At 69.2% G+C, this 20,972-nt stretch carries 19 protein-coding genes and 2 pseudogenes; 2 read left to right on the forward strand and 19 right to left on the reverse strand.

Annotated elements, in window-relative coordinates; genetic code table 11:
• Positions 1-3: 3 nt before the first annotated feature.
• From BJF85_RS11735 to BJF85_RS11775, 9 genes are all read right to left on the reverse strand, one after another.
• A complete protein-coding gene (locus BJF85_RS11735; RefSeq protein WP_075847310.1) occupies positions 4-951 on the reverse strand; it encodes a F0F1 ATP synthase subunit gamma in 948 nt (315 codons plus the stop codon).
• A 12-nt stretch (positions 952-963) separates the two neighbouring features.
• Entirely contained in the window at positions 964-2,604 is a 1,641-nt protein-coding gene (gene atpA / locus BJF85_RS11740; RefSeq protein WP_075847312.1) for a F0F1 ATP synthase subunit alpha, read from the reverse strand.
• Between the two features lie 62 nt (positions 2,605-2,666).
• A complete protein-coding gene (locus BJF85_RS11745; RefSeq protein WP_075847314.1) occupies positions 2,667-3,488 on the reverse strand; it encodes a F0F1 ATP synthase subunit delta in 822 nt (273 codons plus the stop codon).
• Between the two features lie 11 nt (positions 3,489-3,499).
• Complete coding sequence (locus BJF85_RS11750; RefSeq protein ID WP_075847552.1) at positions 3,500-4,036, reverse strand: F0F1 ATP synthase subunit B; 537 nt, start codon at positions 4,034-4,036, stop codon at positions 3,500-3,502.
• A 60-nt stretch (positions 4,037-4,096) separates the two neighbouring features.
• Positions 4,097-4,336, reverse strand: coding sequence for an ATP F0F1 synthase subunit C (locus tag BJF85_RS11755; protein ID WP_075847554.1), 240 nt, complete (start codon positions 4,334-4,336; stop codon positions 4,097-4,099).
• A 120-nt stretch (positions 4,337-4,456) separates the two neighbouring features.
• Positions 4,457-5,239, reverse strand: coding sequence for a F0F1 ATP synthase subunit A (atpB, locus tag BJF85_RS11760; protein WP_075847316.1), 783 nt, complete (start codon positions 5,237-5,239; stop codon positions 4,457-4,459).
• Positions 5,240-5,475: 236 nt separating this feature from the next.
• Positions 5,476-6,210 (reverse strand): hypothetical protein, encoded by a 735-nt coding sequence (locus BJF85_RS11765; RefSeq protein ID WP_075847318.1) that lies wholly within the window; start codon positions 6,208-6,210, stop codon positions 5,476-5,478.
• A 50-nt stretch (positions 6,211-6,260) separates the two neighbouring features.
• Positions 6,261-7,424, reverse strand: coding sequence for a glycosyltransferase family 4 protein (locus BJF85_RS11770; RefSeq protein ID WP_075847320.1), 1,164 nt, complete (start codon positions 7,422-7,424; stop codon positions 6,261-6,263).
• Between the two features lie 66 nt (positions 7,425-7,490).
• Complete coding sequence (locus BJF85_RS11775) at positions 7,491-8,141, reverse strand: L-threonylcarbamoyladenylate synthase (RefSeq protein WP_075847322.1); 651 nt, start codon at positions 8,139-8,141, stop codon at positions 7,491-7,493.
• A gap of 124 nt (positions 8,142-8,265) precedes the next feature.
• Between BJF85_RS11775 and BJF85_RS11780 the strand changes: the two genes are divergently transcribed.
• Positions 8,266-8,631: a hypothetical protein gene (locus tag BJF85_RS11780; protein WP_075847324.1), complete on the forward strand. Its 366-nt coding sequence runs from the start codon at positions 8,266-8,268 to the stop codon at positions 8,629-8,631.
• 16 nt (positions 8,632-8,647) lie between these two features.
• Here BJF85_RS11780 and prmC read toward each other — a convergent pair whose 3' ends face one another.
• From prmC to BJF85_RS11805, 6 genes are all read right to left on the reverse strand, one after another.
• Entirely contained in the window at positions 8,648-9,511 is an 864-nt protein-coding gene (prmC, locus tag BJF85_RS11785; RefSeq protein WP_075847326.1) for a peptide chain release factor N(5)-glutamine methyltransferase, read from the reverse strand.
• Between the two features lie 71 nt (positions 9,512-9,582).
• The gene (prfA, locus tag BJF85_RS11790; protein WP_075847328.1) at positions 9,583-10,653 is read right to left on the reverse strand and encodes a peptide chain release factor 1; all 1,071 of its coding nucleotides are present in this window, start codon (positions 10,651-10,653) and stop codon (positions 9,583-9,585) included.
• An 89-nt stretch (positions 10,654-10,742) separates the two neighbouring features.
• The gene (rpmE, locus tag BJF85_RS11795; protein WP_075847330.1) at positions 10,743-10,970 is read right to left on the reverse strand and encodes a 50S ribosomal protein L31; all 228 of its coding nucleotides are present in this window, start codon (positions 10,968-10,970) and stop codon (positions 10,743-10,745) included.
• Positions 10,971-11,158: 188 nt separating this feature from the next.
• Positions 11,159-12,340 carry a GntP family permease gene (locus tag BJF85_RS11800; RefSeq protein WP_222844532.1) on the reverse strand — a complete coding sequence of 394 codons (1,182 nt, stop codon included), beginning with the start codon at positions 12,338-12,340 and terminating at the stop codon, positions 11,159-11,161.
• A gap of 11 nt (positions 12,341-12,351) precedes the next feature.
• Positions 12,352-12,513 carry a hypothetical protein gene (locus BJF85_RS28925; RefSeq protein WP_222844533.1) on the reverse strand — a complete coding sequence of 54 codons (162 nt, stop codon included), beginning with the start codon at positions 12,511-12,513 and terminating at the stop codon, positions 12,352-12,354.
• A gap of 68 nt (positions 12,514-12,581) precedes the next feature.
• The gene (locus tag BJF85_RS11805; RefSeq protein ID WP_187346907.1) at positions 12,582-14,291 is read right to left on the reverse strand and encodes an IlvD/Edd family dehydratase; all 1,710 of its coding nucleotides are present in this window, start codon (positions 14,289-14,291) and stop codon (positions 12,582-12,584) included.
• A 169-nt stretch (positions 14,292-14,460) separates the two neighbouring features.
• Between BJF85_RS11805 and BJF85_RS11810 the strand changes: the two genes are divergently transcribed.
• A complete protein-coding gene (locus tag BJF85_RS11810; protein WP_075847334.1) occupies positions 14,461-15,084 on the forward strand; it encodes a GntR family transcriptional regulator in 624 nt (207 codons plus the stop codon).
• 106 nt (positions 15,085-15,190) lie between these two features.
• Here the strand turns inward: BJF85_RS11810 and rho are convergent.
• From rho to BJF85_RS11830, 4 genes and pseudogenes are all read right to left on the reverse strand, one after another.
• Positions 15,191-17,237: pseudogene (gene rho / locus BJF85_RS11815) on the reverse strand (transcription termination factor Rho).
• A 372-nt stretch (positions 17,238-17,609) separates the two neighbouring features.
• The gene (gene thrB / locus BJF85_RS11820; protein WP_075847336.1) at positions 17,610-18,548 is read right to left on the reverse strand and encodes a homoserine kinase; all 939 of its coding nucleotides are present in this window, start codon (positions 18,546-18,548) and stop codon (positions 17,610-17,612) included.
• Positions 18,545-19,648 (reverse strand): threonine synthase, encoded by a 1,104-nt coding sequence (gene thrC / locus BJF85_RS11825; RefSeq protein ID WP_255375574.1) that lies wholly within the window; start codon positions 19,646-19,648, stop codon positions 18,545-18,547. Before thrC ends, thrB begins: the two co-directional genes overlap by 4 nt.
• Positions 19,645-20,939, reverse strand: a pseudogene (locus BJF85_RS11830) (homoserine dehydrogenase). Before BJF85_RS11830 ends, thrC begins: the two are co-directional and overlap by 4 nt.
• Positions 20,940-20,972 lie beyond the last annotated feature (33 nt).

Here is a 20,972-nt window from a genome sequence, read left to right on the forward strand (position 1 = left end):
AGCTCAGTCATCACTTCCTACAGCGGCGAGCGCATCCACTCCGCCGACGATTTCGCTGATCTCCTGGGTGATCTGGGCCTGGCGGGCCTGGTTCGCCAGCCGGGTGTAGGTCTGCGCGAGCTCGCTCGCGTTGTCCGACGCCGACTTCATGGCGTTGCGCTGCGCCGCCAGTTCGGACGCCGCCGATTCCAGCAACGCCGCGAAGATTCGCGTGTTGATGTACTTCGGCAGGAGCGCGCCCAGCAGTGCCTCGGGGTTCGGCTCGAACTCGTAGGCGGGCGTGATCTCGCCGTCGTTCGACGCGGTGGCCTGACCGGCGTCCTCGTCGTCGGCGTACTCCACCTCGAGGGGAGCCATCCGCTTGGCCACCGGCGTCTGGGTCAGCATCGAGCGGAACTCGGTGTAGACGATGTGGAGTTCGTCCACCGGCTCGCCCGAGCCCGTCGACGCGTCCTCGTCACCCGCGAGGAACGCGTCCACCAGGGTCTGCCCGACCTCGGCCGCGTTCTCGTAGCGCGGCTGCTGGGAGAACCCGGTCCAGCTGTCGGCCAGCTCGCGCTCGCGGAACCTGTAGTAGTTCACACCCTTGCCGCCGATGACGTAGAGCTGCGGCTCCTTGCCCTGCTCGCGCAGCAGCGAGAGCAGTTCCTCGGTGGCCCGCAGGACGTTGGCGTTGTAGCCACCGCACAGCCCCTTGTCACTGGTCACGACGAGCACCGCGACGCGGCGCGGCTGCTCTCGCTCGACCAGCAGCGAGTGGTCCAGGCTGGTCGAGGCGCTCGCCAGCGCGGAGAGCACCTTGGTGATCTCCGCGGCGTACGGACGGGCGGCCTCGACCCTCGCCTGCGCCTTGCTGATGCGCGACGTGGCGATGAGCTCCATCGCCTTGGTGATCTTGCCGATGTTCTTGGTTGACCGGATCTTGGACCGGAGCTCACGAAGCTGTGCCATGGCTACCGCCCACTACTTCTTCGGGGCCGGACGGTTCACCTTCACGGATTCCTGCCCGACCTCCTCGGCGTCCATGGCCTCGGCCGCGATCTCGTTGAGCTGCTTGCCCTCCGAGGTGGTGAAGCCCTTCTTGAACTCCGTGGCGGCGGCGGCGACCTTGTCGGCCAGCTCGTCGCTCCACTTGCCCGTCTCGCGGATCTCCTTGAGGACGTCCTCGTGCTTGTGCCGCATGTTCTCCAGCAGCTCGCTGTTGAACCGCGCGGTGTCCTCGATCGGCACCTCGTCGAAGTGGCCGTTGGTGCCGAGGTAGACGGTGACGACCTGCTGCTCGACCGGGACCGGCGAGTACTGCGGCTGCTTGAGCAGCTCGTACAGGCGGGAACCGCGGTCCAGCTGGGCCTTCGAGGCGGCGTCGAGGTCCGAGGCGAAGGCGGAGAACGCCTTGAGCTCCTCGTACTGCGACAGGTCGATACGCAACGTACCGGAGACCTTCTTCATGGCCTTGGTCTGCGCGTCACCACCGACTCGCGACACCGACGTGGTCACGTCGACCGCGGGGCGCTGGCCCGAGTTGAACAGGTCCGACTGGAAGAAGCACTGACCGTCGGTGATCGAGATGACGTTCGTCGGGACGTAGGCCGAGATGTCGTTGGCCTTCGTCTCGATGACCGGCAGACCCGTCAGCGAGCCGCCGCCGAGCTTGTCGGACAGCTTGGCGCACCGCTCGAGCAGGCGGGAGTGCAAGTAGAAGACGTCACCGGGGAACGCCTCGCGGCCCGGCGGGCGGCGCAGCAGCAGCGAGATCGCTCGGTAGGCCTCGGCCTGCTTGGTGAGGTCGTCGAAGACGATCAGGACGTGCTTGCCCTGGTACATCCAGTGCTGGCCGAGGGCCGAGCCGGAGTACGGGGCCAGCCACTTGAAACCGGCCGGGTCGGACGCCGGGGCGGCGACGATCGTCGTGTACTCGAGTGCGCCCGCGTCCTCGAGGGACTTGCGGACACCGGCGATCGTCGAGCCCTTCTGGCCGATCGCGACGTAGATGCAGCGGACCTGCTTGCTCGGGTCGCCGCTGTCCCAGTTGGCCTTCTGGTTGATGATCGTGTCGACGCAGACGGCGGTCTTGCCGGTCTTGCGGTCGCCGATGATCAGCTGGCGCTGGCCGCGGCCGATCGGCGTCATGGCGTCGATGGCCGTGATGCCCGTCGCGAGCGGCTCGTCGACCGGCTGGCGCTCGACCACCGAGGCTGCCTGCAGCTCCAGGGCACGGCGCTCGTCGGACTCGATGTCACCGAGGCCGTCGATCGGCTTGCCGAGCGGGTCGATGACGCGGCCGAGGAACTTCTCGCCGACCGGCACCGACAGGATCTGCCCGGTGCGCTTGACTTCCTGGCCCTCTTCGATCTTCTCGAAGTCGCCGAGGAGCACGACACCGATCTGGCGCGCCTCGAGGTTCTGGGCCACGCCGTACACGCCGCCGGGGAACTCCAGCAGCTCGTTGGCCATGGTCGAAGGCAGGCCCTCGACGTGGGCGACACCGTCACCGGTGTCGACGACGACGCCGACCTCTTCCCGGCTTACCTCCGGGGAGTAACTCGAGACGTAGTTCTCGATCGCACTGCGGATCTCATCCGAGGAGATCGTCAGCTCCGTCATGTCGTTCCCGCTCTCACTTCGTGTCTTGCCACTGTGCAAAGTTTGTGTGTGCCTGCGCGCCGTCAGCTGGCGAGCTGCCTGCGCAGCGCTTCGATGCGTCCCGCGACGCTCCCGTCGATGATCTCGTCACCGACGCGGATGACAAGTCCGGCGCCGACCTCGGGGTCGAGCTGGACGTGCAACGCCATGTCGCGCCCGTAGATCTGCTGAAGCCGCGCGCTCAGCTGCTCGCGCTGGCCCCCGGTCAGCTCCGTCGCGCTCCGGATATGGGCGACCGACCGCGAACGGTAGGCCGCGGCCTGCTCGACCAGCGCGTCGATGCCGGACACGACACCGCGACCACGCGGCCGTGCCGCCACCTGCTCGACCAGCACGAGCGTCACCGCGTCGACCTTCTGGCCGAAGAGGCTCCGCACGAGACCACGCCGCCCCGCGGCGGACCCGACCTGGTCGGACAGTGCCCGCTCCAGCTCGGGCTCGGCCTCCACGATACGGGCGAGGTTGAACAATTCACCCTCGACCGTGTCGAGCTTGCCGGCCTTGTCGGCGCTGACCAACAGCGCCTTGCGCGCCACGGTCTCCAGGCCGTCCAGCAGCTCACGCGGGCTGGACCAGCGGCTGCCCACCACGGTGTCGAGCACGCCGAGGGCGGGTTCGGACACCTTGCCTTGCAGCAACGACCTGACGAGCCGCTTGCGGGCCTCGGGGTCGGACGAGCCGTCACCGACGGACCGTCGCAACCCGACCTCCTTGGTGAACAGATCCACCACGGAGAGCAGCTCTTCCCCGACGGCGGACGGGTTTGTGCCCGCGTCGCGGAGCACCTCGTCGAGACGGGTCTCGGCGAAGCCAAGAGCGTCTCGGCTCGCAGCATGCAGCGTCATGTGCGCTACTCCTAGTTCCTGGCGCCGTTGGCACCGGCGTCGAGTTCGGCGAGGAACCGGTCGACGGTGCCGCGCCTGCGGGCCTCGTCCTCCAGCGACTCCCCGACGATCCGGCTGGCCAGCGCCACCGAGTTCTGGCCGAGTTCGGCACGCAGCTCAGCGACGATCTGCGCGCGCTGCGCCTGCAGCTGCGCCTCGCCCTGAGCAACGATCCGGCTCGACTCCGCCTCGGCCTCGGCGCGCAGCTCGGCCTTGATCTGCTCGGCCTCCAGCCGTGCGTCATCGCGGATCTTGGCGGCCTCGGTCCGAGCCTCGGCGAGCTGAGCCTTGTACTGCTCGAGCGCCTGCTCGGCCTCTGCCTGTGCCTTCTCCGCCTTCTCGATGCCGCCCTCGATCTTCGCGGCGCGCTCCTCGTACAGCTTCTCGAAGCGCGGCACCACGAACTTGCGCAGCACCCACAGCAGAAGGAGGAACGCGATCAGGCCGATGATCACCTCGGCCATGTGCGGCATTACCGGGTTGTACTCGTCTCCAGCCGCCAAAATCATCGTCGTCTCCACTTCGTCCTGTCGTTATTCCGACTGGGCTCGGGTCGGCAAGTGCCGACGTCAGCCCGCGAGGAAGAAGAGAACGAAGCCCAGCAGCGCCAGGACCTCGACGAGGGCGAAGGTGGTGAAGCCGATGTTCATCAGCTTGCCCTGGGCCTCCGGCTGACGGGCGGTGCCGCTGATGACGGCGGAGAAGATCATGCCGACACCGATACCACCACCGATGGCACCGAGGCCGTAGCCCACAACGGCGAGGCCGGCGTTGATGTCGGTCTCTGCGGCCTGCTGGGCGAGAACAATCGAGCTCACGTGTTTTCCCTTTCCAACTTCGTCCGTGTTCGGTAACGGATGTCTTGTCTGTGGGTTCGGACGGACACCATCGTCTCGCGTGAGCCGTCCGGGATCTGTGGGTGTCGGTTCCTAGTGTTCCTCGGCCAGTGCCGCGCCGATGTAGTTGGCGGACAGCAGGGCGAAGATGAAGGCCTGGATCGACATGATCAGTACCTCGATGAAGGTGATCGCGAGCGCCCCGCCGAAGGAGAAGACGGAGAAGATCTTCGTGATCCCGTCACCGTGGAGGAGCAGGAACTCCGCCGAGAGGCCGAACAGGATGATCAACAGGTGACCCGCGAACATCGCCGCGAAGACTCGGATGGCGAGTGTCAGCGGGTTCATGATGAACTTCGTGAAGAACTCGATCGGCGTCAGCAGGATGTACACCGGCTTCGGCGCACCCGGCGGCACCAGCTGGTGCTTCAGGTAGCCGAGGAAGCCGTGCCGACGGATGCCCGCGTAGTGGTACACGGGGTAGACCACGAGCACCGAGAGCGCGAGCGGGAAGCCGATGTTCGACATCGTCGGATACTGCAGCACCGGAACGATGCCGAACAGGTTGTTCACGAGGACGAAGCTGAACAGAGCCAGAATCAGCGGCACAAATCGCAGGAAGTCCCTCGACCCGATCTGCTCGCGCGCAATGTTGTTCCGCCCGAAGTCGTAGACGGTCTCGACGAGAAACTGCCCCTTGCTCGGCACCACGCTCAGCTTCCTGCTGGACAGCAGGAAGAAACCGACGATCAGGATCACCGACAGCACAACGAGCAGCATGGGCTTGGTGACCCCGCCGAAAATGGGTGGCAGATTAAACGCGTCTGCCGTCGGCGGCACGAATTCGTCACCCGCCGCTAGTACCAGCGCGCCCAACTGGGCTCCTTCCGGTTCTCCCGGCCGGCGTTCACTCCGCCGGGGGAATCGTTGCAACTGGACATAACGTACCGGATCCAGGTCCGGCGCTATGTGGGGTCCCCTTGCCTTGCAGGAGGATCCTTGGCGCGGACAGTATCAGGCACGTTTCGGGCGTAGCCGTACGGGCATACTTCTGCGAAACAAAGCGGCTCCTGCCTGGCACTACTGCATGTCGTAGCCACGAGTGGAACGATTCAGCTGGACTGGCTGCGGTCGGACCCCGAAGATGCGGCGCTCGTCACATCGGACGAGTGGTCCTCACCCTCGGTGGCCGACTTGTCCCGATCGTCCTCGCTGTCGTGATCACCGTCGTGCTCACCGTCGCCGTCGGTGAGATCGCCGTCGAGATCGCGTTCAAGGTCGTCGGTGTGGTCGTCCTCGGGAACGGGGGGCGGGACCACGAGGGTCGGCGTCTTCGTCTTCTGGAAGGCGATCACCTCGCCCGCCGCCCAGGCGACGACGACCACGAGCATGCCGAACGCGAGACCGGGCCTGCTGAACCCGTCGACATCGCGCAGCAACATCATCACCGCGAGCAGTCCGGTCATCTTGAGCGCGTAGCCGCCGAGCGCGAAACCCATCAGCGACGCGGGCCCGCGGGTGGCCGCCATCCGCATCATCGTGAGCGTGATGAGTGCCGATCCCTGACCGAGCACGACACCGAACGCCGCGCCCACGAGACCCTCCTGACCGTCCACGAGGGTCAGGACACCGGCGACGAGGAGACTGGGCGGCAGCGACAGCATCAGGCCCCAGCGCTGCATCGCGTCGGCGAGCCGGTGCACCGAGCGCGCGTGCTCCGCCCGCACCGCCGCCTGGTGCTCGGCCTCGCGGGCCGCGCGGCGCTCGGCGGCTGTGTCGCCGGCTGTGTCACCGGAGCCGGCAGCACCGTCGTCGACGGCCTGGTGGTCAGCGGTCTCTGCGTTCATGCGGGCCCTAGCGGTCGGCGGGTCGGTGCGGCCCACCGGCGCTGTCGGGTTCAGCGACGCGACGAGGGGCCCTCGCGTTGTCGTTTCAGTCTAGGGACCCCGGAGACCAGTGCCGCGAGGAGCAGTCCGGTGCAGGTCAGCCAGAACACGACGCCGGTGTCGAAGAGGGTCACGGCGACGGCGCCGAAGGCGAGCAGTCCTGCCCACAGGTAGATCAGCAGTACGGCGCGCCGTTGCGAGTGGCCGATCTCGAGGAGCCGGTGGTGCAGGTGCATCTTGTCGGCGGCGAACGGGCTCTCGCCGCGCCGGGTGCGCCGGATGACGGCCATGACGAGGTCGAGCAGCGGCAGGAACAGCACCGCGGCGACGACGAACAGCGGGGACAGCAGCGCGACGACGTCGGTGGCGTCGAACGACGTGTAGTTGATCTTGCCGGACGCGGACGTGCTGGCGGCGGCGAGCATCAGGCCGATCATCATCGACCCGGAGTCGCCCATGAATATTCGCGCGGGTTGGAAGTTGTGTGGCAGGAAGCCCAGACACGCGCCCGCGAGCGTCGCGGCGATCAGCGCCGGCGGGTAGGCGCTGACGTCACCGCCGGACGAGTCGAGCAGGCCCAGCGAGAACGCACAGGTCGCCGCCGCTGCGATGAGGCCGAGGCCGCCGGCGAGCCCGTCGAGCCCGTCGACGAAGTTCATCGCGTTGACCATGACCACGACCAGCAACACGGCGAGCAGTCCGCCCTGGTTGCGGTCGAGGATGAGCACCTGGCCCAGTGCCTCGCCGTCACCGCCCCACGGCACCCAGAACGAGACCCACTGCAGGCCGAACAGTACGAGCACGCCGGCGCACATGACCTGGCCGGCGAGTTTCGTCCACGCGTCGAGCTCGAATCGGTCGTCGAGCGCACCGATCAGGACGATCACGCCGCCGCCGATCAGCACCGCGACGGGGTCGTAGGAGTACTCGAACGCGCGCCGCAGCACCGGTAGCTGGTGCGCGAGCGCCATGCCGCCGACGACGCCGAGGTACATCGCCAGGCCGCCCATGCGCGGGATCGGCACGACGTGCACGTCGCGTTGCCGCGGTACGGCGACGGCACCGGTGCGCATGGCGAACTTGCGCACGAGCGCGGTGAGCAGGAACGTGACGGCCGCGGACACGAGCGCGACCAGAATGTACTCGCGGATCGGCAGGCCCGCCGTGGGTGTCACGGGCGCTCCGTCCTGGCCAGTCGGGGCGGGATCACGGCGCGCAACGCTATCGCCACGCCCGGGTGATCATTCCTTCGCCCCGAGCTCGACGCCCAGGACCTCGGACACGGCCTCCGCACTCACCGCACCTTCACGCAGCAGGACGGGCGCGGAGCCGGTCAGATCGACGATGGTGGACGGAACGGGCGCGCCGCTCGGCCCGCCGTCGAGGTACACCGACACCGAGTCCTGCAGCTGCTGTTCGGCGTCCTGGGCGTTGGCCGCGGGCGGACGGCCGGAGACGTTGGCGCTGGACACGGCCATCGGGCCGACCTCGCGGAGGAGTTCGAGCGCGACGGGGTGCAGCGGCATGCGCAGCATGACGGTGCCGCGGGTGGTGCCGAGGTCCCAGTGCAGGCTCGGTGCGTGCGGCAGCACGATGGACAGGTCGCCGGGCCAGAACGCCTCGATGAGCGCCCGCGCGTGCTGCGGGACGCCGAGCACGAGACCATCCACTGTGGACCAGGAGCCGACGAGCACGCCGACGGGCATGTCGGGGCCGCGGTGCTTGGCCTGGAGGAGTGCACGCACGGCGGCGCCGTCGAAGGCGTCCGCGCCGATGCCGTACACGGTGTCGGTCGGCAACACCACGAGCCGTCCGGAGCGGACCGCCGCGACGGCCGCCTTGAGACCGTCGGCGCGGGAGTCCGGATCGCTGCAGTCGTAGACCACGCTCATGGAAGCTCAGCGTAGTCCCGGCACCGCGGCGGCCCGGCCGGAGGTCACCGGGTGTGTCTGACGAGGAACGTCGCATCACGTCGCGGCGTCGAATCCCGTGACGGAGATCGATCGAGGGGGACCCATGACGAGTGAACCGACCGGCCACGACGGACACACGCACGACCCGCCGCCCCACGCCCCGGCTACCGAGCCCCCGCTACGGGTGTGGTGGTTCGGCAGGTCGCTGCTGGTGTTGCTGCCCGCCCTGTTCGTGCCGGTCCTCGGCGACGTGCTGTTCTGGACCGGCGGCGGTATGGCGTGGATCCTCTCGCCCGCGCTCGTGGTGAGCTACCTCGTGTCGGCCGTGCTCCTGTGGCTGATCGCGCGCTTCGACCGGACGCCGATCCGTGTGATGGTGATCTGCGGAACGGCCATCTACCTGTTCATCGCATTCGCGCTGGGGATGATCTGGATGGAGATGCTGAACCGCGCGTTCGGTCTCGCATGACGTCCGGCGCCCGCGCTCACCCGCGCAGAGCGGTGGCGAAGCGGGGACGGCCGGCGAGGTCCTGGTGTCCGCGCACATCGGTGAGGACCTTGCGGCCGCGCAGCAGTTCGGGCACGGCACCGCCCTGGGTGTCGTCGTGTTCGATGGCGACGCCGCCGCCGGGCCGCAGCAGCCGGGCGGCCATGCCGACGATGTGCCGGATGACGGCGAGTCCGCCGCCGGGGGCGAACACGGCCTGGGGCGGGTCGTGGTCGGCGACCTCGCGGGGCACCTCGGTGCCCTCGGGCACGTACGGCGGGTTGCAGACGACGAGGTCGACGAGGCCGTCGAGTTCGGCGAACACGGTCTGGTCGGTGACGTCACCGGAGTACAGCCGGACGGGCGTGTCGCCCGCGGCGGCGCGGATGTCGGCGTTGTGCCGTGCCCAGGCCAGCGCGGTGGCGTCGTTGTCGACGGCGTAGACGACGGCGTCGGGGCGGGCGTGGGCCATGGCCAGTGCCAGCGCGCCGGATCCCGTGCACAGGTCGACCACGACGGGGTATTCGCGCCCCTTGAGCAGTTTGAGACCCCATTCGAGCAGCAGCTCGGTCTCCGGCCGCGGGACGAACACCCCGGGCCCGACGTTGACGGTGACGTCGCCGAGCGCGGCCCAGCCGGTGAGATGCTGCAACGGCACGCGCTTGACGCGCTGGTCGACGAGCCGGCGCATCGATTCGACGACGGTGGCGTCGACGAGCGGGGTCAGCGGCAGGCGACCACGGTCGATCCCGAGCACGTGTGCGGCGATGAGATCCGCATCGTTGCGCGGGGATGCCACACCTGCCTGTTCGAGGATGCGTGTCGCTTCCAGGATCGCCAGGCGGAGAGGCTGTCTGTTCACCCTTATACCCTGGCACATCGATCACCCGGCGGGCGGGACATACCCCGCGTGCGCCGGGCCGAACCCACGCCTCACGGCTGGGATTCGGCGATCCGCTCCTCGCGGTCGGCGGCCTGCAACGCGTCGAGGACGCCGGCGAGTTCGCCGTCGAGCACCTGATCGAGGTTGTAGGCCTTGTAGTTGACCCGGTGGTCGGAGATGCGGTTCTCGGGGAAGTTGTAGGTGCGCACACGCTCGGAGCGGTCGACGGTGCGGACCTGCGAGCGGCGGGCGTCGGCGGCCTTGGCGGCTGCCTCCTCCTCGGCCATCGCCTGCAGCCGGGCCTGCAGCACCTGGATGGCGCGCGCCCGGTTCTGGATCTGCGACTTCTCGTTCTGGCAGGACACGACGATGCCGGTGGGCAGGTGCGTCACGCGCACCGCCGAGTCGGTGGTGTTGACGCTCTGCCCACCGGGCCCGGAGCTGCGGAAGACGTCGATGCGCAGGTCGTTCTGGTCGATCTCGACCTCGACGTCCTCGGGTTCGGGGTAGATCAGCACGCCGGCGGCCGAGGTGTGGATGCGCCCCTGCGACTCGGTCGCGGGCACGCGCTGGACTCGGTGCACGCCGCCCTCGAACTTGAGCCGCGACCACACGCCGTCGGCGGTGGGTTCCTTGGTCTTGATCGAGACGGTGACGTCCTTGTAGCCACCCAGGTCCGACTCGGTCGAGCCGAGGACCTCGGCCTTCCACCCGTGGCGTTCGGCGTAGCGCAGATACATGCGCAGCAGGTCGCCGGCGAACAGCGCCGATTCCTCGCCGCCCTCACCGGACTTGATCTCCATGACGACGTCGGCGCCGTCGTGCGGGTCCCGCGGCAGCAACAGCTCGGTGAGCTTGGACTCGAGCGCGGGGATGCGCTGTTCGAGTTCGGCGGCCTCCTCGGCGAACGCGGCGTCGTCGGAGGCGAGCTCCTTCGCGGCGGCCAGGTCGGACCGTGCGCCCTCGAGCTCGCCGACGGTCTTCACGACCGGGGCCAGCTCGGCGTAGCGCCTGCCCAGTTTGCGCGCACGCGTCTGGTCGGCGTGGACGGACGGGTCGCCGAGCGCCGTTTCGAGCTCGGCGTACTCGTCGAGCAGTCCCTGGAGGGACGCTGATTCCACTGCACTGCTCCTTGTTCGATCACCGGCCGCCGAAACAGCGAACGGCGCCCGCCTCCGCTGCGAGAGCGGACGCGGGCGCGTCGGTGAAGCTACTTGGCGTCGGCCTTGTTGCCGCGCTTGCCGTAGCGCGCCTCGAAGCGGGCGACGCGGCCACCGGTGTCCAGAATCTTCTGCTTACCGGTGTAGAACGGGTGGCACGCCGAGCAGATCTCGACGTAGATGTGACCGCTCTCACGGGTGCTCCGCGTGCTGAAGGTGTTGCCACAGCCGCACACGACCTCGGTCACGACATAGTTCGGGTGAATACCGCTCTTCATGGTGTCCTCTCTCTGTGGCTCCGGGTCCTCCCGCGGCGTACGCCGTCCCGCGCACATGCGCGGGCGAAGGTGAACCGGAGCCGGACGTCAGCGGACCAATTCTGCCAGACGGCCCTACACGCCCTTCAACGCACCACCCCCACCAGCCATTCCCACCCGCTGAAGGTGCCCTCGGGAGCTTCTGGGTGTCAGCCGACGAAGGCGCTCAGGGTGAGGGCGACGGCACAACCGGTGAGGCCGACGATCGTCTTCATCGTCGTCCACGACTTGAGGGTGTCGGCCACGGACATCCCGAAGTAGCGGTTCGCCATCCAGAAGCCCGAGTCGTTGACGTGCGACCACGCGGCCGCGCCGCTGGCGATCGCGATGCAGGTCAGCGCGACCACCGCGTCGCTGGCGCCCATCGTCGTGGCGACCGGTGCGGTCAACGTGGCGCCGGTGATCATCGCGACCGTGCCGGAGCCCTGCGAGATGCGGATGATCGACGCGGTGATGAACCCGAACAGCACGATCGGCATGTTCATCGCGCCCATCCAGTCGGCGAGCACGTCGCCGATGCCCGATTCGACCAGCAGGCCGCCGAAGACGCTGCCGGCACCCGTGATGAGGATGATGACGCCGGCCGGGCCGAGTGCCGACGTCGTCATCTTCTGCAGGTCCTCCCTGCTGGAGCCGCGCCGGATGCCGAAGAAGTACAGCGTGTACAGGCAGGTCAGCAGCAGTGCGATCACCGGGTGGCCGATGAAGGCGATGACGGTGCGTGCGGCGTTGTCCTCGGGCAGGACGGCCTCGCTGGTCGTCCCGGCGAGGATCAGCACGAGCGGCAGCAGCAGCGCGCCGACGACGGAGCCGAATCGCGGCAGGACGTTCGGGTCCTGCTCACCGTCGCCGCGGGAGGCGTCGAGCTCCTCGGGCACCGGCACGAAGATCTTCTTCGAGATCCACCGTCCGAAGATCGGGCCGGCCACCGCCATCGCGGGCAGACCGCACACGACACCGAACAGGATCACCAGGCCGAGGTCGGCATTCATGATGCCGGCGGTCGCGATCGGACCGGGCGTCGGCGGGATGAACGTGTGAGTCACGCTGACGCCTGCGCAGAGCGGAATGCCGTAGTACAGCAGGGATTTGCCGGTGCGCTTGGCGATGACGTACAGCATCGGCACGAGGATCACGATCGCGACGTCGATGAACACCGCGATCGACACGAGGAAGCCGGCGAACCCGAGCCCCCACGCCACGTTCCGCTCGGAGAAGCGGTTGATCAATGTGGACGCGAGCTGCTCGGCCGCGCCCGCCCGTTGGAGGACGTGGCCGAACACCGCGCCGAGGCCGATCACGAGGGCGACCTGGCCGAGTCCCCCTCCCATCTCGTCGACGATCAGGTCGAGAGATCGCCCGGGTTCGTGCCGGTCGCGAGCCCGAAGCCGATGCTCGTGATCAGCAGTGCGATGAAGGGCTGCAGCTTGACCCAGATGACCAGGCCGAGCAGAAGGGCTATCGACAGGGCCGCCGCTACGAGGGTCCACGTCGTCGAGGTCATGACATCACCGTTGAGTGTCGATGGGGCGGGAAAGGGGGAAGAAGGGACAGGAGCAGGAGCGGGCGTGCTCAGCGGGTTCGGGGAACGGACCCCCGCTTCGACTCGGCCTGCAGGAAGCGGAAGTCGGCGCCGTGCTCGGCCTGGGTGACCTCGTCGACGAACAGTTTCCGGTAGCCACGCGCCGGGGTCTCCGGTCGCGTCGCCGGCTGGTCCTCGGCCCGCCGCGTGAGCTCGTCGTCGCTCACCTCGAGCGCGAGCACGCGGTCGGCGACGCTGAGTCGGATGGTGTCGCCGTCGCGGACGTACGCGAGCGGACCACCGACGGCCGACTCCGGCGACACGTGCAGCACGATCGTGCCGCGCGCGGTACCGGACATCCGGCCGTCGGAGATGCGGACCATGTCCTTGACGCCCTGGCGGGCGAGTTTCTTCGGGATCGGGATGTAGCCGGCCTCCGGCATGCCGGGGGCGCCGGTGGGCCCGATGTTCTTGAGCACGAGGACGTCGTCGGCGCGCACGTCGAGGTCGTCGGAGTCGATGCGCGTGGCCATGTCGGCCGAGTTCTCGAACACCACGGCGCGTCCGGTGTGCTCGAGCAGCTCGGCCGTGGCGGCGGCCTGCTTGATGATCGCGCCGGCGGGCGCGAGGTTGCCGCGCAGGACGGCGATGCTGCCCGCCGGGTAGATCGGGTTCTCGCGCGGCCGGACCACCTCCTGGTCGAACGAGGTGTCGATCGCGTCGAGCTCCTCGCCGAGGGTCCGGCCGGTGATCGTGAGCGCGTCGAGGTCGAGCAGGTCGCGCAGCCGGTCCAGAAGCATGGGGATGCCGCCGGCGCGGTGCAGGTCCTCCATGTAGTCGGTGCCGGCCGGTTTGAGGTTGACCAGCACCGGGGTCTCGCGCCCGAGCTGGTCGAACGTGTCGAGGTCGAGGTCGAAGCCGAGGCGGCCGGCGACCGCGGCGAGGTGCACGATCCCGTTGGTCGACCCGCCGAGCGCCAGCAGCACACGCAGGGCGTTCTCGAACGACGACTCGGTGAGGATCTTGTCGACGGTGAGCCGTTCGCGGGCGATCCCGACGGCGCGGGTGCCGGTCTGCTCGGCGATCCGCATTCGGTCGGCGGTCACGGCGGGCGGGGTGGCGCTGCCGGGCAGGGCGATGCCCATCGCCTCGGCGATACCGGCCATGGTGCTGGCCGTGCCCATCACCGAGCACGTGCCGACGCTGCCGACGAGGTTCGAGTTGACCTCGGAGATCTCCGCGTCGTCGATCTCGTTGCCGCGGTAGAGGCCCCAGAAGGCGCGACAGTCGGTGCAGGCGCCGACACGCTCACCCCGGTGTCCGCCCGTCAGCATGGACCCGGTGACGAGTTGGATCGCCGGGATGCCGGCCGACGCCGCGCCCATGAGCTGCGCGGGAACGGTCTTGTCGCAGCCGCCGATGAGCACGACCGCGTCCAGCGGCAGCGCCTTGATCATCTCCTCGGTGTCCATCGACATGAGGTTGCGCAGGTACATGCTCGTCGGGTTCGAGAAGCTCTCGTGGAGCGAGATGGTCGGGAAGTCGACCGGGAGTCCGCCCGCGAGCATGACGCCGCGCTTCACGGCCTCGATGAGCTGCGGCATGTTGCCGTGGCAGGGGTTGAAGCCGCTGCCGGTGTTCACGATGCCGACGACGGTGCGATCGAGCGCGTCGTCGGTGTAGCCGGCCCCCTTGATGAAGGCCTTGCGCAGGAACAACGAGAACCCGGGGTCCCCGTAGTTCGGCAGGCCTCGTGTCATGCCCTCGGTGGGGTCCTCGGCTCCGTGCACGCCGTCCGCCATTATCGACCTCATTATCAATAATCTTGCCGATGAAAACGGCGACATCTAACCACGGTTGTGGAAGGGCGCGCAATCCTCGTGCGAAACTGGCTCACCCGCGCCCGGACGTCACGGAGGTAGCAGCGAGTTGTCCCTGCCCGAGCAACTGGAGGAGGAAATCGTCCTCGGGCTGCGCTTCCCCAGGGAGCGGCTCGTCGAGGACGAACTGATGCGCGCGTTCTCCGCCAAGCGCCACGTCGTGCGCAGCGCGCTGCAGGAGCTCGAGAGCCGGGGGCTGGTGGAACGCAAACCGAACGTGGGCGCGTTCGTGAAGGCCTACACGGCCAAGGAGGTCCGCGACCTGTACGCGGTGCGCGAGCTGCTGGAGGTCCACTGTGCCCGGTTGATCGCCGTGCCGGTGCCCGCCGAGCGGCTCGACGAGCTCGTCGAGATCCAACGCCGGCACGACGCCGGGGTCGAGACAGGACAGCTGCACGAGGTGATGAAGGCGAACACCGCGTTCCACCGCACGCTGTTCGGCTTGTCGGACAACACGGTGCTCGTCGACGCGATCCAGCGGCACGCCCAGATGGCGCACGCGATCCGCTCGGTGACCGTGACGTCGCCGGAGTATCTGGCGCGCAGCCGCAACGAGCACTGGGCGATGATCGAGGCGCTGCGCGCCGGCGACCCGGAGACCCTGGCCGAGACCTGCCGGGAGCACCTGCTCCCCTCCCGCGACGCCTACCTCAACCGCCTCACCGCCCCCTGAAGGTGCCCTTGGGAGCTTCTAGGTGCACATACGCGTGTGGCCCCCGCCGGAGCGGGGGCCACACGTCTGCGATCCGCGGGAGGCGGTCGTCGCCGCCGGGTCCTCGCTACTGCTCTTCGGTACCCGGGGTGCTCTTCGAGATCTGCATGAGGAACTCGATGTTGGTCTTCGACTTCTTCAGCCGGTCGATGAGCAGGTCGATCGCCTGCTGCGAGTCGAGTGCGTGCAGCACCCGGTGCAGCTTGTGGGTCACGGCCAGCTCGTCCGGCGAGAGGAGCAGCTCCTCCTTGCGCGTACCGGACGGGTTGACGTCGACCGCCGGGAACACGCGGCGCTCGGCGATCTTGCGGTCGAGCTTGAGCTCGGCGTTACCCGTGCCCTTGAACTCCTCGAAGATCACCGTGTCGCCGGTGGAGCCCGTCTCCACCATCGCCGTCGCGAAGATGGTCAGCGAGCCGCCGTCCTCGATGTTGCGCGCCGCGCCGAGGAAACGCTTCGGCGGGAACAGCGCCGTCGAGTCGACACCACCGGAGAGGATCCGGCCGGACGCCGGGGCCGCCAGGTTGTAGGCGCGGCCGAGGCGGGTGATCGAGTCGAGCAGCACGACCACGTCGTGCCCCATCTCGACGAGCCGCTTCGCCCGCTCGATGGACAGCTCGGCGACCGTCGTGTGGTCCGACGGCGGACGGTCGAACGTCGAGGCGATGACCTCGCCGTTCACCGACCGCTGCATGTCGGTGACCTCTTCGGGCCGCTCGTCCACGAGCACGACCATCAGGTGGCACTCGGGGTTGTTCGTGGAGATCGCGTTCGCGATGTCCTGCATGATCGTCGTCTTACCGGCCTTCGGCGGCGAGACGATCAGGGCGCGCTGCCCCTTGCCGACCGGCATCACCAGGTCGATGACGCGGGTGGTCAGCTTGTTCGGCTGCGTCTCGAGACGCAGCCGCTCGTTCGGGTACAGCGGGGTCAGCTTGGTGAACTCGGGGCGCTTCTTGGCGACCTCCGACTCCTGGCCGTTGACCGAGTCGACCCGCACGAGCGGGTTGAACTTCTGCCGCTGCTGCTCGCCGTCGCGCGGCTGGCGCACGGCACCGGTGATCGCGTCGCCGCGGCGCAGGCCGTGCTTGCGCACGAGCGACAGCGACACGTAGACGTCGTTCGGGCCGGGCAGGTAGCCGGAGGTGCGGACGAACGCGTAGTTGTCCAGCACGTCGAGGATGCCGGCCACGGGCAGCAGGACGTCGTCCTCGCGGATCTCCGTGTCGCCCTCGCCGCGGCCACCGCCGCGCGCCGACGGTCGCGGTAGCGCCGTCCGCGGCGACCGCCGCGCTCGTCGTCGTCCCCGCCTGCGTCGCGGTTGCCACCGTCGCGGTTACCGCCGTCGCGGTTGCCACCACGGTCGCCCCGGTCGCCCCGGTTGTTCTTGCGCTGGTCGCCGGACTCGTCGTCCGCACCCGAGCCGGCGGCGTTGTTGCCGGAGCCGTTGCTGCCGCCGTCGGAGTTGCGACCGGAACCGCCGCGACGCCGGCGACGTCCACCGCCCTCGTTCGACTGGCCGCCCTCGCCGGAGCCACCGGAGCCACCGGAGCCGTCGCCGTCGGACCGCTGCCGCGAGCCGCCCCGCTCGGACTTGTCGGTCTTCACGTCGTTCGCTTCGGCGGAGGTCTGGACCTTCTGGCCGCCGTCGGACTCGGCCGCGCCGCCCGCGCTGCCCTTGTCGTCGGCTGACCGGTCGGCCTTGCTCGTGTCGGCCTTGCTGGTGTCGGCCTTCGCGTTACCGGCCTTCGCGTTACCGGCCTTCGCGTTGCCGGCCTTCGCATCGTCGGCCTTCGGAGCGGCGGCGTCCGAGGTGGCGGATGTGCCGTCGGTGTCGAGCGGCAATGTCGCCTCCGCGGTGTCGCCCCCGCTTTTCTTCTTGGTCTTGCCCTGTCGTTCCCGAATGGCGGCGATCAGGTCCCCCTTGCGCATGCCTGTGGTGTCGCCGATACCGAGTTCGATGGCGAGGGCACGAAGATCGGCGATGACCATGCCGGACAGCCCACCAGGACGCCGCTTCGGCGTCGAGGCCGCCCGTTGGCCTGCGACTCCGCGTCGCCCGGCGCGTCAGCCTGGGTAGTCGCGTCGCCGCTCAAAAGTTCGGTGTTGCTCACACATGTCCTTCCTGACCGGTCCACGCCTTGTCGGTGAACCAGCGGACCGCCGCCCGCGTCCGAATTGCGAGACGACGTTTCGGCCTCTGCGTTGCAGTCGGCGCTGAGACGTGGGTGTCGCAGCGGCGAAGCCGCTTGCAAGAGGTGGGGCCGACCACCGTGATACCGGGTACCCCCCGTTGACCGGGTAGACCGTTGACGGATCGGTTGATCCGTGAGCAACGGAATATGCGACCGGGAGAAACGTTCCCGGGACCGCCACCGGGTGCGGATATCGAGCACGGTGACCGAACGCCTCCGAGCGTAGACCGCCCACCTTGCGGGTGCAACAACCACCCCTACCCGTGGCGTGCCTCACTATGCGCAAGTGCCTCAGGCGCTCACCGGGTCGCCGGTGACCTGCACCCCGTGCGGATCGATCGCCAGCTCGGTGACGTCATATCCGTCAACGTCGAGGTCGGCGGGCAGTATTCCCGCCCCGGTGCCGTGCGGCAGGGCCAGCACGGTCGGGCCGGCTCCCGACACCGCGGCGGCCACGCCACGGGCCCGCAGCTCGTCGACCAGGCGCATCGTGTCGGGGTAGGCGGGCCGGCGATACCCCTGGTGGAGGCGGTCGTCGGTCGCGTCGAGCAGCAGGTCGGGCCGCCGGGTCACGGCGTGCACGGCCAGGGCGGTGCGGCTGCCGGCGAACGCCGCGTCGGCGAGCGGCACCCGGTCGGGCAGCAGTCCACGGGTCTCGTGGGTCGACGACCGGGTCGGGGGCACGAGGACGACCGGGCGGATCGACGCGTGCGGGGTGAGGCGTTCGGCGTGGAACCGCTCCCCCGTCGCGGACTGCCCCGCCTCGGACTGCTCGGCGGGCCGGGTAGCCCAGGCCACGACGAAACCGCCGTACATGCTGGCGGCGACGTTGTCGGCGTGTCCCTCGAACTCGGCCGCCAGCTGCAGGGCGTCGGCGTCGAGCTCGCGGCCGGTGATCGTGTAGGCGGCGGTGATGCCCGTGACGATCGCGGCGGCCGACGAGCCGAGCCCACGCGAGTGCGGAATCGCGTTGTGGCAGCGCAGTTTCAGCCCGGGTGTCGGGACGCCGAGTCGCTCGCACGCGGCATACATCGCGCGCACGACGAGATGGTCGACGTCGCGGGACACGGCGTCGACGTCGCCCGCACCCGCGTCGACCACGTCGATGTCCACACCGGAATCGGTCGTCTCGAACTCGACGACGTCGTGCAGTGCCAGGGCCAGTCCGAGCGAGTCGAATCCGGACCCGAGGTTCGCCGTCGACGCGGGAACCCGGACCGCGAACCTCATGACAGGTCCAATGCGGACGCCACCGCCCGGGGGTCCACGGCGAGCGGTTCGACCTCGATGTTGCCGTCGAGAGCCGTGCCGGGGTCCTTCAGTCCGTGTCCGGTGACGGTGCAGACGACGGTGGCACCGCGGGGAATCCGGCCCTCGGCGGAACTGGCGAGCAGCCCGGCGACGCTCGTCGCCGACGCCGGTTCGACGAACACGCCTTCCTTGCTGGCCAGCAGCCGGTACGCGGCGAGGATCTTCTCGTCGGTCACGGCGTCGAAGTGGCCGCCGCTGGCGGTCTTGGCCGTCACGGCGCCCTCCCACGAGGCGGGACAGCCCACTCGGATGGCCGTCGCGACGGTCTCCGGGGACTTCACCGGCTCGCCGTGCACGAGCGGCGCCGCGCCGGCGGCCTGGAAGCCGAACATGCGCGGGGTCTGCTCGACGAGTCCGTCGGCGGCGTACTCGGTGTATCCGGCCCAGTAGGCCGTGATGTTGCCGGCGTTGCCCACCGGCAGGCAGTGGATGTCCGGTGCGTGGCCGAGCGCGTCGCAGATCTCCCACGCCGCGCTCTTCTGCCCGACGAGGCGCACCGGGTTGACCGAGTTCACGAGCGTCACCGGGTAGTCGGCGGCCGTCTTGCGCGCGAGCTCGAGGCAGTCGTCGAAGTTGCCGTCGATCTGCAGGATCCGCGCGCCGTGCAGGACGGCCTGCGCCATCTTGCCGAGCGCGATCTTGCCCTGCGGGACGAGCACCGCCGTGGCCAGTCCGGCGCGCGCCGCGTAGGCCGACGCCGAGGCCGACGTGTTGCCGGTCGATGCGCAGATGACGGCCTTCAGCCCGCTTGCGCGGGCGTGCGTCATGGCCACGGTCATGCCGCGGTCCTTGAACGACCCGGTCGGGTTGGCGCCCTCGACCTTCAGGAACACCGACGCGCCGGTCAGTTCGGACAGGTGCGGTGCGGGCAGCAGCGGCGTGTTGCCCTCGCCGAGGGTCACGATCTCGGCGCCCTCGGGGATCGGGATCCGCGAGGAGTACGCCTTGATGATCCCCGGCCAGCCCGCCGTTCCCGCGCCGACCGCGCCCACGCTTCCGGCCGTGCTCTCGCTGCTCACTCCGCCTCGCCTTCGACGCGCATCACGCTCACGACCTCCCGCACGACGTCCATCCGGTCGATCTCGTCCACAGTGGATCGCAACGCGGCGTCCGGGGCCTGATGCGTGACCACGACGAGACTGGCCGTGTTGCGACGATCCCGTTGGCGCACCGTGGAAATGCTCACGCCGTGCGCCGCGAACACCTGCGCCACCTGGGCGAGCACGCCCGGTTTGTCGGCCACGTCGAGGCTGACGTGGTACCGCGTCGGCGTCTGCCCCATGGGCCGCACCGGCAGCGCGGCGTGCGCCGACTCGCGCGGACCGCGGCCGCCGGCGACCTTGTTGCGCGCGGCCGAGACGAGGTCACCGAGCACAGCGCTGGCCGTCGGGGCGCCGCCGGCGCCCTGGCCGTAGAACATCAGCTGCCCCGCCGCCTCGGCCTCGACGTACACGGCGTTGAACGCGCCGCCGACGCCGGCGAGCTGGTGCGTACGCGGGATCATCACCGGGTGCACGCGCACCGACACCGACTCGGAACCGTCGTCCTCGGTCACGCGCTCGCAAATGGACAGCAGTTTGACCGTGCGCCCCAACGACTTCGCGGCCGTGATGTCGGAGGAGCTGATGCCCGCGATGCCCTCGCGGTACACGTCGCGGCCGTCACGCGCGTGTGGAACGCGAGCGAGGCGATGATCGCGGCCTTGGATGCCGCGTCGTAGCCGTCGACGTCCGCCGTCGGATCGGCCTCGGCGTAGCCGAGCCGGGTGGCCTCGTCGAGGGTCTCGGCGTAGCCGGCGCCCGTCGAGTCCATGGCGGACAGGATGAAGTTGGTGGTGCCGTTGACGATGCCCATCACGCGCGTGATGCGGTCACCGGCCAGCGACTCCCGCACCGGGCGCAGCAACGGGATCGCGCCGGCGACGGCGGCCTCGTAGTACAGGTCCGCACCGGATTCCTCGGCCGCGGCGGCGAGCTCGTCGCCGTACTCCGACAGCAGCGCCTTGTTGCCCGTCACGACCGACTTTCCCTTGCGCAGGGCCGAAACCAGCCAGCCGCGCACCGGGTCGATGCCACCGATCAGCTCGACGACGATATCCACATCGGAATCGACGAGCGCCGCGGCGTCGGAGGTCACGAGCTCCTGCGGCAGCTCCGGATGCTTGTCCGGACGGCGCACCGCGATCCCGGCCAGCTCGACGGGCGCGCCCACACGCGCGGCCAGCTCGCCCGGGTCGTCGAGCAGGATGCGCGTCACCTCGCTGCCCACGGTCCCGCAGCCGAGCAGAGCCACCTTCACGGGCTCGGTCATGACACCTCCCCGTCCTGCGGGACACCCGCACCC

This window comes from Saccharomonospora sp. CUA-673 (genome assembly GCF_001942305.1).
Lineage (GTDB): Bacteria > Actinomycetota > Actinomycetes > Mycobacteriales > Pseudonocardiaceae > Prauserella.

Coding starts and splice junctions, on each gene's coding strand:
- BJF85_RS11735 (WP_075847310.1), bottom strand. CDS start 951: ATGGCACAGCTTCGTGAGCTCCGGTCCAAGATCCGGTCAACCAAGAAC.
- atpA (WP_075847312.1), bottom strand. CDS start 2,604: ATGACGGAGCTGACGATCTCCTCGGATGAGATCCGCAGTGCGATCGAG.
- BJF85_RS11745 (WP_075847314.1), bottom strand. CDS start 3,488: ATGACGCTGCATGCTGCGAGCCGAGACGCTCTTGGCTTCGCCGAGACC.
- BJF85_RS11750 (WP_075847552.1), bottom strand. CDS start 4,036: ATGATTTTGGCGGCTGGAGACGAGTACAACCCGGTAATGCCGCACATG.
- BJF85_RS11765 (WP_075847318.1), bottom strand. CDS start 6,210: ATGAACGCAGAGACCGCTGACCACCAGGCCGTCGACGACGGTGCTGCC.
- BJF85_RS11775 (WP_075847322.1), bottom strand. CDS start 8,141: ATGAGCGTGGTCTACGACTGCAGCGATCCGGACTCCCGCGCCGACGGT.
- BJF85_RS11780 (WP_075847324.1), top strand. CDS start 8,266: ATGACGAGTGAACCGACCGGCCACGACGGACACACGCACGACCCGCCG.
- rpmE (WP_075847330.1), bottom strand. CDS start 10,970: ATGAAGAGCGGTATTCACCCGAACTATGTCGTGACCGAGGTCGTGTGC.
- BJF85_RS11800 (WP_222844532.1), bottom strand. CDS start 12,340: ATGGGAGGGGGACTCGGCCAGGTCGCCCTCGTGATCGGCCTCGGCGCG.
- BJF85_RS28925 (WP_222844533.1), bottom strand. CDS start 12,513: ATGACCTCGACGACGTGGACCCTCGTAGCGGCGGCCCTGTCGATAGCC.
- BJF85_RS11805 (WP_187346907.1), bottom strand. CDS start 14,291: ATGACACGAGGCCTGCCGAACTACGGGGACCCCGGGTTCTCGTTGTTC.
- thrB (WP_075847336.1), bottom strand. CDS start 18,548: ATGAGGTTCGCGGTCCGGGTTCCCGCGTCGACGGCGAACCTCGGGTCC.